The 15364-nt window shown below is 65.0% G+C and carries 15 protein-coding genes; 7 read left to right on the top strand and 8 right to left on the bottom strand.

From position 1 onward, the window contains the following. Positions 1-6: 6 nt before the first annotated feature. Positions 7-579 (top strand): hypothetical protein, encoded by a 573-nt coding sequence (locus AB4074_RS19665; RefSeq protein ID WP_441414893.1) that lies wholly within the window; start codon positions 7-9, stop codon positions 577-579. A 32-nt stretch (positions 580-611) separates the two neighbouring features. Here AB4074_RS19665 and ruvX read toward each other — a convergent pair whose 3' ends face one another. The 6 genes from ruvX to AB4074_RS19635 all read right to left on the bottom strand — a co-directional run bounded on the left by ruvX (position 612) and on the right by AB4074_RS19635 (position 7073). Further along, positions 612-1202, bottom strand: a complete 591-nt coding sequence (ruvX, locus tag AB4074_RS19660; RefSeq protein WP_441414892.1) for a Holliday junction resolvase RuvX — start codon at positions 1200-1202, stop codon at positions 612-614. 2 nt (positions 1203-1204) lie between these two features. Next, positions 1205-3883, bottom strand: coding sequence for an alanine--tRNA ligase (gene alaS / locus AB4074_RS19655; protein ID WP_441414891.1), 2679 nt, complete (start codon positions 3881-3883; stop codon positions 1205-1207). A 135-nt stretch (positions 3884-4018) separates the two neighbouring features. Then, the gene (locus AB4074_RS19650) at positions 4019-4231 is read right to left on the bottom strand and encodes a hypothetical protein (RefSeq protein WP_441414917.1); all 213 of its coding nucleotides are present in this window, start codon (positions 4229-4231) and stop codon (positions 4019-4021) included. Between the two features lie 58 nt (positions 4232-4289). Continuing rightward, positions 4290-4664 (bottom strand): DUF948 domain-containing protein, encoded by a 375-nt coding sequence (locus AB4074_RS19645; protein ID WP_441414890.1) that lies wholly within the window; start codon positions 4662-4664, stop codon positions 4290-4292. 149 nt (positions 4665-4813) lie between these two features. Beyond that, positions 4814-5434: a 30S ribosomal protein S4 gene (gene rpsD, locus AB4074_RS19640; protein WP_028267147.1), complete on the bottom strand. Its 621-nt coding sequence runs from the start codon at positions 5432-5434 to the stop codon at positions 4814-4816. A 169-nt stretch (positions 5435-5603) separates the two neighbouring features. Then, entirely contained in the window at positions 5604-7073 is a 1470-nt protein-coding gene (locus tag AB4074_RS19635) for a replication-associated recombination protein A (RefSeq protein WP_441414889.1), read from the bottom strand. Positions 7074-7114: 41 nt separating this feature from the next. Between AB4074_RS19635 and AB4074_RS19630 the strand changes: the two genes are divergently transcribed. Next, positions 7115-7792 carry an acVLRF1 family peptidyl-tRNA hydrolase gene (locus tag AB4074_RS19630; RefSeq protein WP_441414888.1) on the top strand — a complete coding sequence of 226 codons (678 nt, stop codon included), beginning with the start codon at positions 7115-7117 and terminating at the stop codon, positions 7790-7792. On the opposite strand, the gene AB4074_RS19625 is transcribed toward AB4074_RS19630, so the two are convergent. Then, the gene (locus AB4074_RS19625; RefSeq protein WP_441414887.1) at positions 7776-8351 is read right to left on the bottom strand and encodes a helix-turn-helix domain-containing protein; all 576 of its coding nucleotides are present in this window, start codon (positions 8349-8351) and stop codon (positions 7776-7778) included. The genes AB4074_RS19630 and AB4074_RS19625 overlap by 17 nt on opposite strands. Before the next feature lie 2 nt (positions 8352-8353). Then, a complete protein-coding gene (locus tag AB4074_RS19620; RefSeq protein WP_441414886.1) occupies positions 8354-8950 on the bottom strand; it encodes a hypothetical protein in 597 nt (198 codons plus the stop codon). A 180-nt stretch (positions 8951-9130) separates the two neighbouring features. Between AB4074_RS19620 and AB4074_RS19615 the strand changes: the two genes are divergently transcribed. The 5 genes from AB4074_RS19615 to AB4074_RS19595 all read left to right on the top strand — a co-directional run. Next, on the top strand, positions 9131-10624 hold the full coding sequence (locus tag AB4074_RS19615) for an amino acid permease (RefSeq protein ID WP_441414885.1): 1494 nt from the start codon (positions 9131-9133) through the stop codon (positions 10622-10624). After that, the gene (locus tag AB4074_RS19610) at positions 10621-11895 is read left to right on the top strand and encodes a M20 family metallo-hydrolase (protein WP_441414884.1); all 1275 of its coding nucleotides are present in this window, start codon (positions 10621-10623) and stop codon (positions 11893-11895) included. The genes AB4074_RS19615 and AB4074_RS19610 overlap by 4 nt, the downstream gene beginning before the upstream one ends. Beyond that, positions 11892-12716, top strand: a complete 825-nt coding sequence (locus tag AB4074_RS19605) for a nitrilase-related carbon-nitrogen hydrolase (RefSeq protein ID WP_441414883.1) — start codon at positions 11892-11894, stop codon at positions 12714-12716. Before AB4074_RS19610 ends, AB4074_RS19605 begins: the two co-directional genes overlap by 4 nt. A gap of 75 nt (positions 12717-12791) precedes the next feature. Beyond that, positions 12792-14483, top strand: coding sequence for a flavin monoamine oxidase family protein (locus AB4074_RS19600; RefSeq protein WP_441414882.1), 1692 nt, complete (start codon positions 12792-12794; stop codon positions 14481-14483). Between the two features lie 159 nt (positions 14484-14642). Further along, positions 14643-15364: DUF222 domain-containing protein (locus tag AB4074_RS19595; RefSeq protein ID WP_441414881.1), on the top strand; the 722-nt coding region annotated here is incomplete at its 3' end.

Raw genomic sequence — 15364 nt, 5'->3', positions numbered from 1 at the left:
GAGGTCATGGGCGGCGTGCTCATCATGGACCTCGTAGTCGAACTGGGGATCGTGGTGCGCATAACCTTCGTCATGGGCCTGCAGCTCGTGGAACTCGTCAGCGTGTGCGACGTCGAAGCCGTGAACAGCGTCATCGTGCAAAGCATCGTGATCGACGGCGTCAGGGTGCAAAGCGTCGTGCTCGACGGCGGGAGGCACGAGGTCGTGGGGGTGGGCCACGTCGTAGTGCTCGACGTCGTGGGGCTGCACGGTGTCAACGTGCTGCACAGTGTCGAAGGGCTTCTCCGGGTCAACGTGCTGCAGAAGGTCTTCAGGCGAAGCCGCGTGCTGCTGCACAGCCTCTTCGGGCTGGACCGTTTCGCCGTGGATACGGTCGTCGTGGAGGTCAGCGGCGTGCGTGGTCGCTTCCGCGGCCTCCTGTGCGTAATCCGGGACATATGCCGGCTGCGGCTTAGGGACTGGGACAGGTTCAAAGTGGACAGGCACAGGTGGTGGCAATACCTCCTGGTTCTGCGTCTCCAGGAAGCGTTCCCTGGCACGGACTTCACGACGAGTCAGGGGCCGGGTACGGCCTTCTGATGCGTCGTTGGAGGGGTCGTTGTTGACCGGGCTCACAATTGTCTTCCCCTCGTTGGAGAGTGTGGATCAATGCCGGAGGCCGGCAGCGGCGCACTGGCACCGTCAATGTGTTGGGGTGGCATCGGCGCCTGCACGCGCCTGCCCACATCCGCACCTCTGGCTTTTTGCATGTCGATCGCGTGCTGCAGAATTCCGGCAGCGGCAACCTGATCCACCACTTTACGATGATCTTTGCTGCTCATGCCAGCTTCATGGAGATTGCGGTGGGCCGTCACGGTGCTGAGCCGCTCGTCCACCATGTTGACTGGAACGTTGAGTCCGCGGCGTTGCAAGTGGGCTGCGAGCAACTCCGCGTAGTCGGTGGCCATGACGGCAGAAGCGTGTTCCTCGCCCTTCATCGTGCGGGGCAGCCCGACGAAAATCTGGACGACGCCGAGCTCCGCGACCTGCCGGACAATGACCCCGATATCGGAATTCTTCTTGGCATCCCGGCTCACCGTCTTGAACGGCGTGGCCAGGATCCCGTCCGGATCGCAGATGGCAACTCCCACACGGACGGTGCCGACGTCCACCCCCAGTTTGATCCCACGGGGGTAGTCGTCGTTGCTCGCAATGGCCTCCAAAATCAGCGCTTGGCGATCGCGTCCACAACGGCCGCAAGGGCCGGTGCGATCTTCGCGGCGTCGGTTCCGCCGCCTTGCGCGACATCGTCCTTGCCGCCGCCGCCACCGCCGAGTATTCCCGCAGCCACGCGGACGAGGGCGCCTGCCTTGACGCCCGCTTCTCGCGCGGCCTCATTGGTGGCCACGATGATGACGGGACGGTCGTTGCTGACACCGGCCACGGCAACAGTGGAAGCGTCGGAGCCGAGCCGGTTCCTCAGGTCCATTGCGAGGCTGCGGAGGTCGTCCGCTCCCCCAACCTGGCCGGCGTCGTGCGCCACTACCCGGACGCCTGCGGCATCCCGGGCTGTGGCAACGAGGCTAGCGGCGGCTGCCGTCAGCTGCTCCTTGCGGAGGCGGTCGAGTTCCTTTTCCGTAGCCTTGAGCTTGGCCAAGGTGCTGGAGATCCGGTCTGCCAACTGGCCCGACGGGACTTTGAGCATTTCCGTGAGCTCGGTGACCAAGGCGCGCTCGGCGGCGAGGTGTCGGAAGGCGTCGAGGCCGACGAAGGCTTCCACGCGGCGGTTTCCCGAACCGACAGACTGTTCGCCGAGGAGCGAAAGGCTCCCGATGAGGGAAGTGTTGGCCACATGCGTGCCACCACAGAGTTCGCGGGACCACGCGCCGTCGATCTCCACAACGCGGACTTCGCTGCCGTAGTTCTCGCCGAAGAGGGCCATGGCGCCGAGGGCCTTCGCCTCAGCGAGGCCCATGACCTTGGTGTCCACCTGGAAGTTGTTGCGGATGGCGATGTTCGAGACCTCTTCGATCTCGGACTTCGTGGCGGCACTCAGACCTTCTCCCCAGGCGAAGTCGAAGCGCAGGTAGCCGGCCTTATTGAAGGAACCACGCTGGGTGGCTTCCGGGCCGAGGATCTGGTGCAGCGCAGCGTGCACGATGTGCGTGCCCGTGTGGGCCTGCTCTGCGGCGTGGCGGCGTTCGCGGTCGACGGCGGCGCGCACCAAAGCGTCCGAGGCGATCTCGCCTTCGCGGACGATCGCCTTGTGGACGCTCAGGCCCTTCACGGGGCGCTGGACGTCGAGGACCTCGACGACGAAGCCGTCACCGGTGATGAGGCCCTTGTCGGCCGACTGGCCGCCGGCCTCGGCGTAAAACGGCGTCTCGTTGAGCACGAGCTCGATTTCGTCGCCCGTGGATGCGTGGGCGACGCGCCGGCCGGAGCTGACGATGCCGCGGACACGGGCTTCGCCCTCCAGCTCGGTGTAGCCCGTGAAGACAGTCTCGCCCCCGGCCAGGAGTTCCTGGAAGGCTGAGACATCGGCGTGTCCGCCCTTTTTGGACTTGGCATCCGCCTGGGCACGCTGACGCTGTTCGAGCATGAGGCTGCGGAACTCGGCTTCGTCAACCTTCAAGCCGGCTTCCTCGGCCATTTCGAGGGTGAGATCGATCGGGAACCCGTACGTGTCGTGCAAGGCAAAGGCATCTTCGCCGGACAGCGGCTTCCCGGCAGCCTTGGAGAGCACCACGGCTTCTTCCAGGCGCGCCGTGCCGGAAGCGATGGTGCGCAGGAAGGCTCGTTCTTCGGCATAGGCGATGCGGCTGATGCGGTCGAAGTCGGTTTCAACGACGGGGTAGACGCCCTTCATGGCGTCGCGGGAAGCCGGAAGCAACTGCGGGAGGCAGGCTTCTTCGACTCCGAGGAGGCGCATGGCGCGGACGGCACGGCGGATGAGCCGACGCAGGACGTAGCCGCGGCCTTCGTTGGACGGGGACACGCCGTCGGAGATCAGCATGAGGGCAGAGCGGATGTGGTCGGCAACGACGCGCATCCGGACGTCGTCCGTGTGGTGCGGGTCTTGTGGGGACTCGGCAGAGGTGTACTCCTTGCCGGACAGGGCTGCGGCCTTGTCGATGACGGGACGGACCTGGTCCGTTTCGTACATGTTTTCGACACCCTGCAGGATCATCGCGAGGCGCTCCATGCCGAGGCCGGTGTCGATGTTCTTCTTGGGCAGCTCGCCGGCGATGTCGAAGTCCACCTTCGAGCGGACGTTCTCGATCTGGTACTGCATGAACACGAGGTTCCAGATTTCGACGTAGCGGTTTTCGTCCGCGATGGGACCGCCTTCGGCGCCGTAGGCCGGGCCGCGGTCGTAGTAGATTTCCGAGCACGGGCCGGCAGGACCCGGCTGCCCGGTGGACCAGTAGTTGTCCGCCTTCCCCATCCTCTGGATCCGCGAAGCCGGGATGCCGGTGTTCTTGAGCCACAGGTCCTGGGCTTCGTCGTCTTCTTCGTAGACGGTCACCCAAAGGCGCTCAACGTCCAGTCCGTAGCCGCCGTCGTCGACGCTCTTGGTCAGCAGCTCGAAAGCGAACTTGATGGCGTCTTCCTTGAAGTAGTCCCCGAAGGAGAAGTTTCCGCACATCTGGAAGAACGTCCCGTGGCGGGCGGTCTTGCCGACTTCCTCGATGTCGCCGGTGCGGATGCACTTCTGGACGCTCGTGGCGCGGTCGAAGGGCGGTTCCTCGCGGGCGGTGAGGTAAGGAATGAACGGAACCATGCCGGCCACAGTGAAGAGCAGGGAAGGGTCGCTGGATACGAGCGATGCTGAGGGGACGGCGGTATGGCCCTTGCTGACAAAAAAGTCCACCCAGCGTTTGGTGATCTCCTGCGACTTCATTAGCTGATTACTTACCCTTCTCAATTCACTGCACATGAGTTTGTGCGCGGTTCTGGCATATGCCATTGCCGCAGCTTCTAATTCTGCCTTGTTGACGGCCGCTTGGGCGAACCGCGGCAAGTTGTACCGCGGCTGCTACTGGCTGCCGGCGTCGGACTCTGAGATGCCGAGCGCGGCCCTGAGGTCGACTTCGCGTTCATTCATTCCGGCGCGCACGGCGTCGGCGAAGTCGTACACGCCGTCGGCCAGTCGCGCTACGGCGCGGTTCAGGCCTTCGGGACCGATAGCGGCCTGCGCTTGGGTGATCTTGCGGAAGGCGATGACTCCGATTGCCACGCCGATCCCCATCCAGACAATTCTTTTCACAGTTTTCCTGACATTCGGAGGTCGTGACTTACGAACGGATTCAGCGGCTGCGGCGGCCACTGCTCGGCTTGCGGCGGGCGGCAAAAGCCGAGCGCACTCCATAGCTGAACGCTGCCACCTTGATGAGCGGCGAACCGACTGTCGCGGCCACCAGTGAGGACAAAGCAGAGATGTTTGCGGAGGCGTCGGAAACGTTGGAGGTGATGCCATCCACCTTTTTAAGCTGCAGGTTTGTGGTGGAAACCGTCGCCGTGACTTCGTCCATCAGGGGCGTTGCCCCGTCGCTCAAGGAGCGGATGGAGGTGCGGACTTCATCGAAGACTCGCCCGAGTTTGAGGATCGGCACAGCCAACAGCACCACAAGGAGCGCGAAAACTCCGGCTGCGATCAGGCCTGCAATATCGCCACCAGTCATGGACACTCATCTCCTAGCATTTGTTGCGTCGCCATCGGTGTGCGGTGTGGTTCTACACAGGCACCCTCGGCGTGGCTTCCCCAAGTACCTTACATACAAAGAAGCCCGCGGCGCGTGCCACGGGCTTCTTTGTATGTGCTTGCTGGAAATTAGCGAGCGTAGAATTCGACGACGAGCTGCTCTTCGCAGGTCACGGGGACCTCGGAGCGCTTCGGGCGACGAACCAGTCGTGCCTGCAGGGCGTCGATCTTGACGTCCAGGTAAGCCGGAACGACGTTCAGAACGTGTGCACCGGCAGCTGCAACCTGGAACGGAGCCATGACTTCGCTACGGCTGTGAACGTGGATGAGCTGGCCTTCGGCAACGCGGAACGACGGGCGGTCCACGCGGATGCCGTCAACGAGGATGTGGCGGTGCACAACCAGCTGGCGGGCCTGGGCGATGGTGCGGGCGAAGCCGGCACGCAGCACGAGGGCGTCGAGACGCATTTCGAGCAGTTCGATCAGGTTTTCACCGGTCAGGCCCTTGGTGCGACGTGCTTCTTCGAAGGCACGGGTCATCTGGGCTTCGCGGATGCCGTACTGGGCGCGCAGACGCTGCTTTTCGCGCAGACGTACAGCGTAGTCAGAGTCCTGCTTCTTGCGGGCACGGCCATGCTCACCGGGGCCGTACGGACGGCGCTCCATGTACTTGGCGGCCTTGGGAGTCAGAGCGATGCCGAGTGCACGCGAAAGGCGTGCGGTACGGCGAGCACGAGTGTTGTTAGCCACTTGTGTCCTTCCAATATCTGCGGTGTGTCAGTGTTACTGGCCTCCATGAGGGAGAGCATCGGCCAACCGCTGCCTTTTGCTACGGGGCGCGGGGCACAGCATCAAAACCTGGATTTTGATGGATTGTGCGCCAGGCCTTGCCAGACAAGCATCTAGCCTACCATGACGCCTACTCGCCCCGGATGATCCTGCGCAGCCGCTCGAGCCTGGGAGCAATATCCCGTTCGGCACCGTTTGCCGTCGGCTGGTAGTAGTCCCTGCCGACCAGGTCATCCGGAGCGTACTGCTGGGTGGCCACGCCGTGCGGGGCATCGTGGGCGTACTTGTAGCCTTGGCCGTGGCCAAGGCCCTTCGCTCCTTGGTAGTGCGCATCCCGCAAGTGCGCCGGAATCCCGTTCCCCATCCCCGCACGCACATCGGCGATTGCCTTGTTGATGCCCAAATAGGCGGCGTTGGACTTGGGCGCCGTCGCCAAATGCACCACGGCTTCGGCGAGGATGATGCGACCCTCGGGCATGCCGATCAACTGCACTGCCTGGGCCGCGGCGACGGCGGTCTGCAGCGCGGTCGGATCCGCCATGCCGATGTCCTCGGCGGCCGAAATGACGATCCGGCGGGCCACGAAGCGTGGGTCTTCTCCGGCTTCGAGCATGCGGGCCAGGTAGTGCAGGGCCGCGTCGACGTCGGAACCGCGAATCGATTTGATGAACGCGCTGGCGACGTCGTAGTGCTGGTCGCCCGCGCGGTCGTATCGGACCGCCGCCACATCCAGGGCCCGTTCCGTATGGCGGAGCTCGACGACGACCGGGGCCTCGGGGGGCCCGTCACCCGCGAGCCCGGGCTCTTCGGAGGCGTCGCCGTCGTCGTTGTTCCGGTCTCCGTAGGCGACGCCGGCAGCGGCCTCGAGCGCAGTGAGCGCGCGGCGGGCATCTCCCCCGGACAAGCGGACCAAATGCTCAAGGGCTTCCGGGGTGAGCTCCACTCCCCCTGCCAAACCGCGGGCATCGGCAACCGCCCGTTGGAGAAGCCCCTCGATGTCGCCGTCGGTGAGCGGTTTCAGGGTGAGCAGCAGTGACCGGGAAAGCAGCGGGGAGACCACCGAGAACGAAGGGTTTTCTGTGGTAGCTGCGACCAGGACCACCCAGCCCTTCTCGACCCCGGGCAGCAGGGCGTCCTGTTGGGCTTTGTTGAAGCGGTGGATCTCATCCAGGAACAGCACTGTGGTGGTCCGGTACAGATCCCGGGCAGTCAAGGCGTTTTCCATGACCAAACGGACATCCTTGACGCCCGCGGTAATGGCGGACAATTCAACGAACTTCCGGCCCGGTCCGCGGGCGATGACGTGGGCCAGTGTGGTCTTGCCCGTGCCCGGAGGTCCCCACAAGATGACCGAGCTCGGGCCGGCAGGACCGGCGGCGTCGGCCCCTGCGGCAAGCTGCCGCAATGGAGATCCTTGGCCCAGCAAATGCTGCTGGCCTACGACGTCGTCGAGCGTCCGGGGCCTCATGCGGACAGCCAAAGGGCTCCGCGGCGACGCTGGACGTACTGTGCCCGCACGTCCATCACCGGAACGGTCCGAATCCGCCGCCTGGCTGCCGGCGTCGTCGTTGTCCGCGTCGGCACCAAAGAGATCTTCCACATGGATAGGCTACTCATGATTCCAGTTAAGGAGACATCGACATGGAGACCCGGCCGTCCGGCCCCAACGAAAAGCAGCCGCCTGGAGCGGGGCGCACCGCTTTCATCCCCGGTCCGCGGTTGACCGGCTGGGTGGACCGCTTCGCCGCGAGCCATGGCGCGGTTCAGGAGGAGCCCGACGACGGCGGTACCCTCCTGAAGGCGGCGGACGGCGCCACGGCACTATTGAGAGCCCCGTGGCCCGTCGATGGACGGCCCGGCAGGGGCGCTACCACGGTTGAGCGCTTGGCGTCGCTCGCTTCGCAGGAACGGCGGCTCGGAATCATCCTGGCGCGCCGGGGCGGCTACGCGGTAGGCGTCGTGAGCGGCGGCAAGGTGGCCGCGTCCAAATCGGGTTCCCGTTACGTGCAGTCCCGATCGGCGGCAGGTGGATCCTCGCAGCAGCGCTTCGCCCGGCGTCGCGAGAATCAGGCCAACGCGCTGACGGAAGCCGTGGCTGGTTATGCCGCAGCTGTGTTCGCCGGACACAGCATTGAATATCTCGTCCTGGGCGGAGACGCCGCGCTGTCCGCGGCGGTCCTGGAAGAAAAGGCGTTGAAGGAATACGCGTCGCGGACAAGGCTCGCGTTCCTGGCGGTTACCGACCCCAACGCAACCGTGCTTCGCAGGGCTGCGGCGGATGCCTGTGCCGTGCGGATCGAGGTCACGGATCCGCTGTAGAGGCGTGTAGCGCCAACACTGCCAATGCCAGATCGGTGGGGTTCTGGAGGTCCAGCCCGGTGTACCGTTCGAACGCCGCCAGTCGGTTCACCACCGTGTTCCGATGGCAAAAGAGCTTGCGGGCCGTCTCCACCAGGCTGCCTGTCCCGAGGAACGTAGTGGCCGCTTCGAGGATGCGTGCCCGTTCCTGCGGTGCACAGTCCTGCAGCTTGGGAAACACGAGCTGTCCCGGATCGCAACCGAGCTGGGACAATCTGTGCCGGGTGATGGACAACCACCTGTCCCTGAGAGTGAAGACGCCGGCGCTTCCCATGGGCAAATCGCGCATGACTTCCCGGGCCGCGGCAGCCGAGGTTCTCACACTGCCGAGCCCTTCAGCCAGTGGCGCCACGGCAACTGCCATCCCATCGAAGAGGACTGACTCGTCGTACGTGAGCGCGTTGCTATGCTCCGCGTGGCCCTGCCCGCCCCGCTTGTGGATGACCAGGGTGTGGTGCTCTTGGTCGAAAGTAAAGAAGGCTTCTATCCTTTTGGCCCGGTGACGCAGGCGGCGTTGCACAGTCAGGCTGTCTTCCCTGCTGACCGCTGCCACAAGGAACCGTGCGCCGACGTCGACGCGCAGGGCTCCAGCGATCCGGGCAAGATCCGATTCCGACGGTTCCCCTGGGGCGAATAGCTGCGAGAGGTACTGGTGCTGCAGATCGGCGTTGGCCCGCTCGATATGTCCAGTTCGGCCACGTACCGTGCCTGGACCCGTGAGGCAAAGGTGTCCACGGTGCGCCAGACGAGTTCGGTCCTGCTGACCAGCAGCGCCGGATCCACGGCCAGCGCGGACGCGGACAACGCATCCCACACCACGGAAAAGTCCAATCTGATCGCGCGCACCAAGCTGTCCAAGGGGAGTCCTTGCCTTGCGCGACGCTTGCCCAGTTCCGCGGCGATGGACTCGAGGGCGTCCATAGTGGTTCCCCCGTCCTGCAGCACGCCGAGAATGGCCACCAAGGAATCGTGGCTGCTCCTGCGGAGGTCCTCAATGGTCAGCCCGGACTCGCTATACACCGGATCCTGGAGGATTCTCGCGATGAATGTATCCACCATGCCAGGGAGCAGTTCCGACAATGCCGCAACCACTCCCCTCCACTTCTCATCGTCCGTCATGGCACCTCCACTGTCCTCCTTCATCATGCCTCCCGCAGAGGAAAAGCCGCTTGTACCTTCGTACATTTATTGGCCCCGATTCGAGGTGATGTTGTCATTGGCCGCGCCACCGTTGCTTGGGACGATCGATGTCAGCCGTTTTCATGGCGGCAGTCACATTTCTTAGGCCAGGAGTTTTCGATGACCACCAACATCCCTGTCGAGGAGCGGCCAACGGCTGTCCGCTCCGACGAACAGTCCGGATACAAGAAGGGCCTGTCCAACAGGCAGGTGCAGATGATCGGCATGGGCGGTGCGATCGGCACCGGGCTGTTCCTTGGCGCCGGGGGCCGGCTTGCCTCGGCCGGTCCCGTCCTTCCCGTCGTCTATGCAATCTGCGGCGTCTTCGCCTTCTTCGTCCTGCGGGCCCTCGGCGAGCTCGTCCTGCACCGCCCGTCGTCGGGCTCCTTCGTTTCGTACGCGAGGGAGTTCTTTGGCGAAAAGGCTGCTTATGTGTCGGGCTGGGTTTACGCCATCTCCTGGGCGCTCACCGCGATCGTGGACATCACGGCAATCGCGGTCTACTTCCACTACTGGACAGCCTTCAGTTTCGTCCCTCAGTGGGTCCTGGCCCTGGCCGCACTGGCGGTCGTGACCGGCGTCAACCTCATTTCGGTCAAGCTCTTCGGTGAACTCGAGTTCTGGTTCGCCATCATCAAAGTGGGCGCCTTGGTGGCGTTCCTGATCGTGGGCGGCATCTTCTTCGGCGGCAACTTCCCCGTCGCAGGCCACAGCCCCGGCTTCTCCCTGATCGCCGAAAACGGCGGCCTGTTGCCGAACGGGCTCCTGCCCGCAGTCATCATCGTCCAGGGCATCGTGTTCGCCTATGCCGGGATCGACCTGATCGGTGTTGCGGCCGGTGAAACAAAGAACCCGGCGAAGGTCATGCCCAAGGCCGTCAACGCGGTGATTTTCCGGATCGCCATCTTCTACGTCGGGTCTTCGGCGCTGCTGGCCCTGCTGCTTCCCTTCAACGCGTACAAGGCCGGCGAATCACCGTTCGTGACCTTCTTTGCCGCCATCGGGGTCCCTGGCGCGGGCGATGTCATGAACTTCGTGGTCCTGACTGCAGCGTTGTCCAACCTGAACGCGGGCCTGTATTCGACCGGACGCATCTACCGATCCATGGCCCAGACCGGCACGGCGCCCAAGTTCATGGAACGGATGAGCCGCGGCGGGGTTCCCTACGGCGGGATCCTCTTCACGGCGGCCATCACCTTGCTGGGCGTGGGACTGAACGCCGTGGTTCCGGCCATGGCATTCGAGATCGCCCTCAACGCGACGGCCTTGGCCATCCTGTGCACCTGGGGAACCATCGTGCTGTGCCAGCTGAAGCTCTACAAGCTGTCCAAGAAGGGGCTCATGATCCGGCCCGCGTTCCGCATGCTTGGCGCTCCCTGGACGTCGTACATCACTTTGACCTTCCTTGCCGCCGTCATGGTCCTCATGGTCTTCGACTTTCCGGTGGGGACATACACGGTCGCATCGCTCGCCATCATTGTCCCGGCGCTCATCGCCGGGTGGTTCGCCGTGCGCAGACGCGTGCACGAATTGGCGATCATCAATCCCGCAAGCCGTGTCCTTCCGGTCATCCCGTCAACTCCCCAGAACGAAACAGAAGGTTCCGCATCATGAGCATCCCCACGATCGGCATAAACGCCGGCGTCACCGCCACCGAGGCCTTCCTCCGCGACTTCCGCAGCCTTTCCGCCATTGGCGAGACCCCGGGTCATGGCGTAGACCGGCAGGCAGCAACCACCGCCGACGCACAGGCCCGCACCTGGTTCACTTCCCTTGCTGCCCAGTACGGTTTCCGCACCGAAACGGACCAGGTCGGCAACCTCTACGCGCTCCTGGAGTGGACGCCCGGCGCGCCCTACGTCCTGGTTGGATCCCACCTGGACAGCCAGCCGACAGCCGGCAAGTTCGACGGCGCTTACGGGGTGGCTGCCGCCCTGCACGCCGCCCGGCGCCTGGCCGAATCCGCCGTTCCGGGCGAGAAGCCCAAGTACAACCTGGCCGTCGTCGACTGGTTCAACGAAGAGGGATGCCGCTTCGCGCCTTCCATGATGGGGAGCTCCGTCTTCACCGGAAAGCTGCCGGCCGAAACCGCCCTCGCCATGACCGACGTCGATGGCGTCACAGTACGCGAGGCCCTGTCCGCCATCGGCCGGCTCGGCACCGGCAGCGGCCCCAAGGCGGCTGCCTACGCCGAGATCCACATCGAGCAAGGCCGATCCCTGGAGGACTCCGCAACCACGATTGGACTTGTCCACTCCTGCTGGGCCGCAGCCAAATACAGCGCCACCGTCCATGGCGAGCAGGCCCACACCGGTTCGGCCGTCATCGGCGACCGCAAAGACGCCCTTCTTGGCGCATCCCGGCTTGTCGTCCTGTTGCGCGAGATCGCAGATCACTTCCCGGGAGCTGTGCTGCACACTTCAGTGGGGCAACTGACCGTCTACCCGAACTCCCCCGTGGTGGTTCCGTCCAAGGTGGAACTGGTCATGGACATGCGCACCGCAGACGAGGACGTGCTGGCCGCAGCCAAAACGCTGCTCCGTGCCGGCATCTCCCGCATCGAGGACGAAACCAACGTCTCGATCGACGTCGAGGAATCCCATGCCTGGGGCATCAACCCGTACCAGCCCGCCGGCGTCGAGCTGGCCCGGGAATGCGCCGAAAAGCTCGAACTGAGCAACACTCCGGTGTTCACCCTGGCCGGCCACGACTCGATCAACATGAAGGACATCGTTCCCACGGTTATGCTTTTCGTCCCCAGCGTGGACGGCATCTCCCACAATGAGCGCGAGTTCACGCACGACGACGACGCCTGCGCCGGAGTGGACATGCTCACCGAAGTCGTCGCCCGCCTCTGCCGTGGAGACCTGGACGGGGCGAAATGACAGCTGCGCTCCACCCCGGACTGCGAGTTGCCGTGCTTCAAGCCACCGGCGTCGTCAACTCGGTAGCGGAAAACCTCCGGCGCATCGCGGTCCGCGCGCATGAGGCGAGGCAGTGCGGAGCGAAGCTGCTGGTCACCCCGGAGCTGTTCACGAGCGGCTACGCCCCAACCCTGGTCCACGGCACCGACGGTGCCGCGCAGCGGGAGAAACTCGCCGCCATCGCCGTCGAACATGGCATAGCGCTGGTGGCGTCGACCGTGGAACACGAGGAAGACAGACACCACATCAGCGCCTCCCTGTTCGGCCCCGACGGCACGGAACTGACCCGCTACCGCAAGCAGAACCTCTACGGCACCGACGAGAACTCCGTGTTCACGCCCGGAAGCGAGGCACCCGGCGTCGTCGACTTCAACGGCGTCAAGATCGCCATGGGCATTTGCTTCGACGTTGAGTTCCCGGAGTTCGTTCGGTCCACCGCCCTGGCGGGCGCCGAGCTACTGTGCGTGCCGACGGCAGTACCGCTGCGAGCCGCGGACGACTCCGGCGAGCAACCGTTCGACACCCGGCTGATCCCCTCCATGGTGGTCCCCACGCGCGCGCTCGAAAGCCAGCTCTTCATCGCCTACGCAAACCACGCCGGCCCAAACTTCGCAGGGCTGAGCACCATCGCCGATCCGTATGGACGGCGCCTGGCGACGGCGTCCGGTGAAGACGAGCTGATCGTCGTCGACGTGGACCTCCAGGTCCTTGCCCAGGCTCGCCGGGACACTGACTACCTGGCCCGCTTCATGACCAACGAACCCACCGCAACAAACGACTAAGGACACCAGTGACCATCGCAGCCACAAGCACTCCGACTGCACCCGCTACCCGCAGCCGCAGCCGCTCCCATCACCATGCTCAACCCGGATTTCCCGTTCCCCTACGATGACTTCCTTGCTCACCCGGCAGGGATCGGCAGCGTCCCCGAGGCCATGCACGGCACCGAAGTGGCCGTCATCGGCGCGGGCCTTTCCGGTCTGGTTGCCGCCTACGAGCTCATGAAGATGGGCCTCAAGCCCGTCATCTACGAATCCTCCAGGATCGGCGGGCGCCTCCGCGGAGGGACCCAGCCTGGGCAGTCCGGCCCCGTGGCGGACCTCGGGGGCATGCGCTTCCCCCGGTCGGGACGGTCCTTCTTCCACTATGCCGATAAAGTGGGGATCGAAACCCAGCCTTTCCCCAATCCCCTCACCCCTGCGGCGGGCAGCACGGTGATCGAACTCGGCGGCCAGGCGCACTACGCCGAGACCGCCGAGGATCTTCCGCAGTTCTTCGGCGACGTCGCCGCGGCCTGGGACGACTGCCTCGAGGAACGCGCCAATTTCACGGCGATGCAGGAATCCATCCGGAACCGCGACCTGGCCACCATCAAGAAGCTCTGGAACGAGTTGGTCCCGAAGTTCGACGATGTCTCCTTCTCCGGCTACCTCGCCACCTCCAAGGCATTCTCCGCGCTGCCGTTCGAATACCGCGAGGCCTTCGGCCAGGTCGGCTTCGGCACCGGCGGCTGGGACACCAACTTCCCGGATTCCTTCCTCGAAATCCTCCGCGTGGTCTACGTGGACGCCGACGCCGAGCAGCACCGGATCATCGGCGGCGCCCAGCTCCTCCCGGAGCGGCTATGGAACCACACTCCCGAAAGCCTGGCACATTGGCCGGCAGGCACCAGCCTGGCCTCCTTGCACGGGGGCCACCCCCGTGGGGCCGTTGCCGCCGTCGCGCGTGTGAAGAACGACGGCGGCACCCCGGGTGGCATCGCCGTCGCGCGTGTGAAGAACGACGGCGGCACCCCCGGTGGCATCGCCGTCACGGACCGATGGGGACGAACTACCGAATACCCCGCAGTCATCGCCACGTGCCAAAGCTGGCTGCTCTCGGCGCGCATCGACGTCGACGAATCGCTGTTCAGCCACAAGCTCTGGACTGCGATCGAACGCAGCCACTACATGCAGTCGTCCAAGACCTTCGTGGTCGTGGACCGGCCGTTCTGGAAGGACATCGACCCCGAATCCGGACGCCAGGTCATGAGCACCACACTCACGGACAGACTTACCCGCGGAACCTACCTCCTGGAGAACGGCCCGGACGAGCCAGCGCTGATCTGCCTGTCCTACACCTGGAACGACGACGCCCTCAAGTGGCTCCCCTTGGACGCCGATGAGCGGGTCCGGCTCATGCTGCACTCCCTCAAACAGATCTACCCTACGGTGGACATTGCCTCGCACATTATCGGCGATCCCATCACGGTTTCATGGGAGGACGATCCCAACTTCATGGGCGCCTTCAGCGACAACCTCCCCGGCCACTACCGCTACCAGGGACGGCTCTACACTCACTTCATGCAGGAAGGTCATCTGCCGGAACACCGCGGCATCTTCCTCGCAGGCGACGACGTTTCCTGGACCGGAGGGTGGGCCGACGGAGCCGTGACAACAGGACTCAACGCCGTGTGGGGGGTCATGAATCAGTTGGGCGGGAAGACATCCGTGGACAACCCGGGGCCCGGCGATCGCTTCGAGGAACTCAAGCCCATCCGACTCCCCTAAGCTGCCCTGGCGGGAACCGGACGGCACCGCCCGGAGGGGCGCGGAGCTCTGCCCAAGCCTTCTCCGGGCGCCGGTCCGGCTTCTGCCCGAGGTGCGCACCAACTCAAGCAACTCAAGCAGCGGCATTAAATTGTCGGTGCCTCCTGCGATGCTGTGGGTATGGATCGAAGGACAGCCTGGAGCGTGGACAGCAGGGCGGCCGTGGAGGCCGTTGCCGGCTCCGTCGCCGCGCTTGCCGCCGTCGCCCGGGACGCTGGTTCCTCCGAGACCGCCGATCCGCTGCGGCGTCTGGCCGACGGTTGCCTGGACGGCCTCGCCGAAATCGCCCGGCTGGAAGCCCGGACCGCCGCGCTGAAAGCGAGGCTCGCCGCGGACTACGTCCAGGCAGCCAGGTCCCTGGCGCCACCGGCGTCCTCACCGCAGGAATCCACCGCCCACGAGCTCGCCCTGCTCGCCGAGGTCGCCTGCGTCCTGACCGTCAGCGAACGCACCGCCGGCGCCTTCCTCTCCGCGTCCCGGTCCCTAACCACGGGCCTGCCCCTGACCCTGGCCGCGCTGCAGTCCGGGACGATCTCCTGGCAGCACGCCCGGATCATCGTCGACGAAACCGACGGCCTGGGACCGGCCGGGGCAGCGGCCCTGGAAGCGCACTTCCTGGACCCCGACGCACCCAACCCCGCCCGGGGCTGCCCGGCCGGGGACCTCGTCCCGTCCCGGTTCCGGACCAAAGCCCGCACCTGGCGCGAACGCCACCACCCCGTCAGCATCGAAGAACGCCACACCCAAAGCGCCCAGGACCGGCGCGTCGAATACCTCCCGGACCGCGACGGCATGGCCTGGCTCTCCGCCCACCTCCCCGCAGACACCGCGGCCGGGATCTG

This window comes from Arthrobacter sp. 2MCAF14, from assembly GCF_052115645.1.
Lineage (GTDB): Bacteria > Actinomycetota > Actinomycetes > Actinomycetales > Micrococcaceae > Arthrobacter.
The sequence above is the reverse complement of the archived record's forward strand: the minus strand, read 5'-3'. Positions and strand labels throughout refer to the sequence as shown.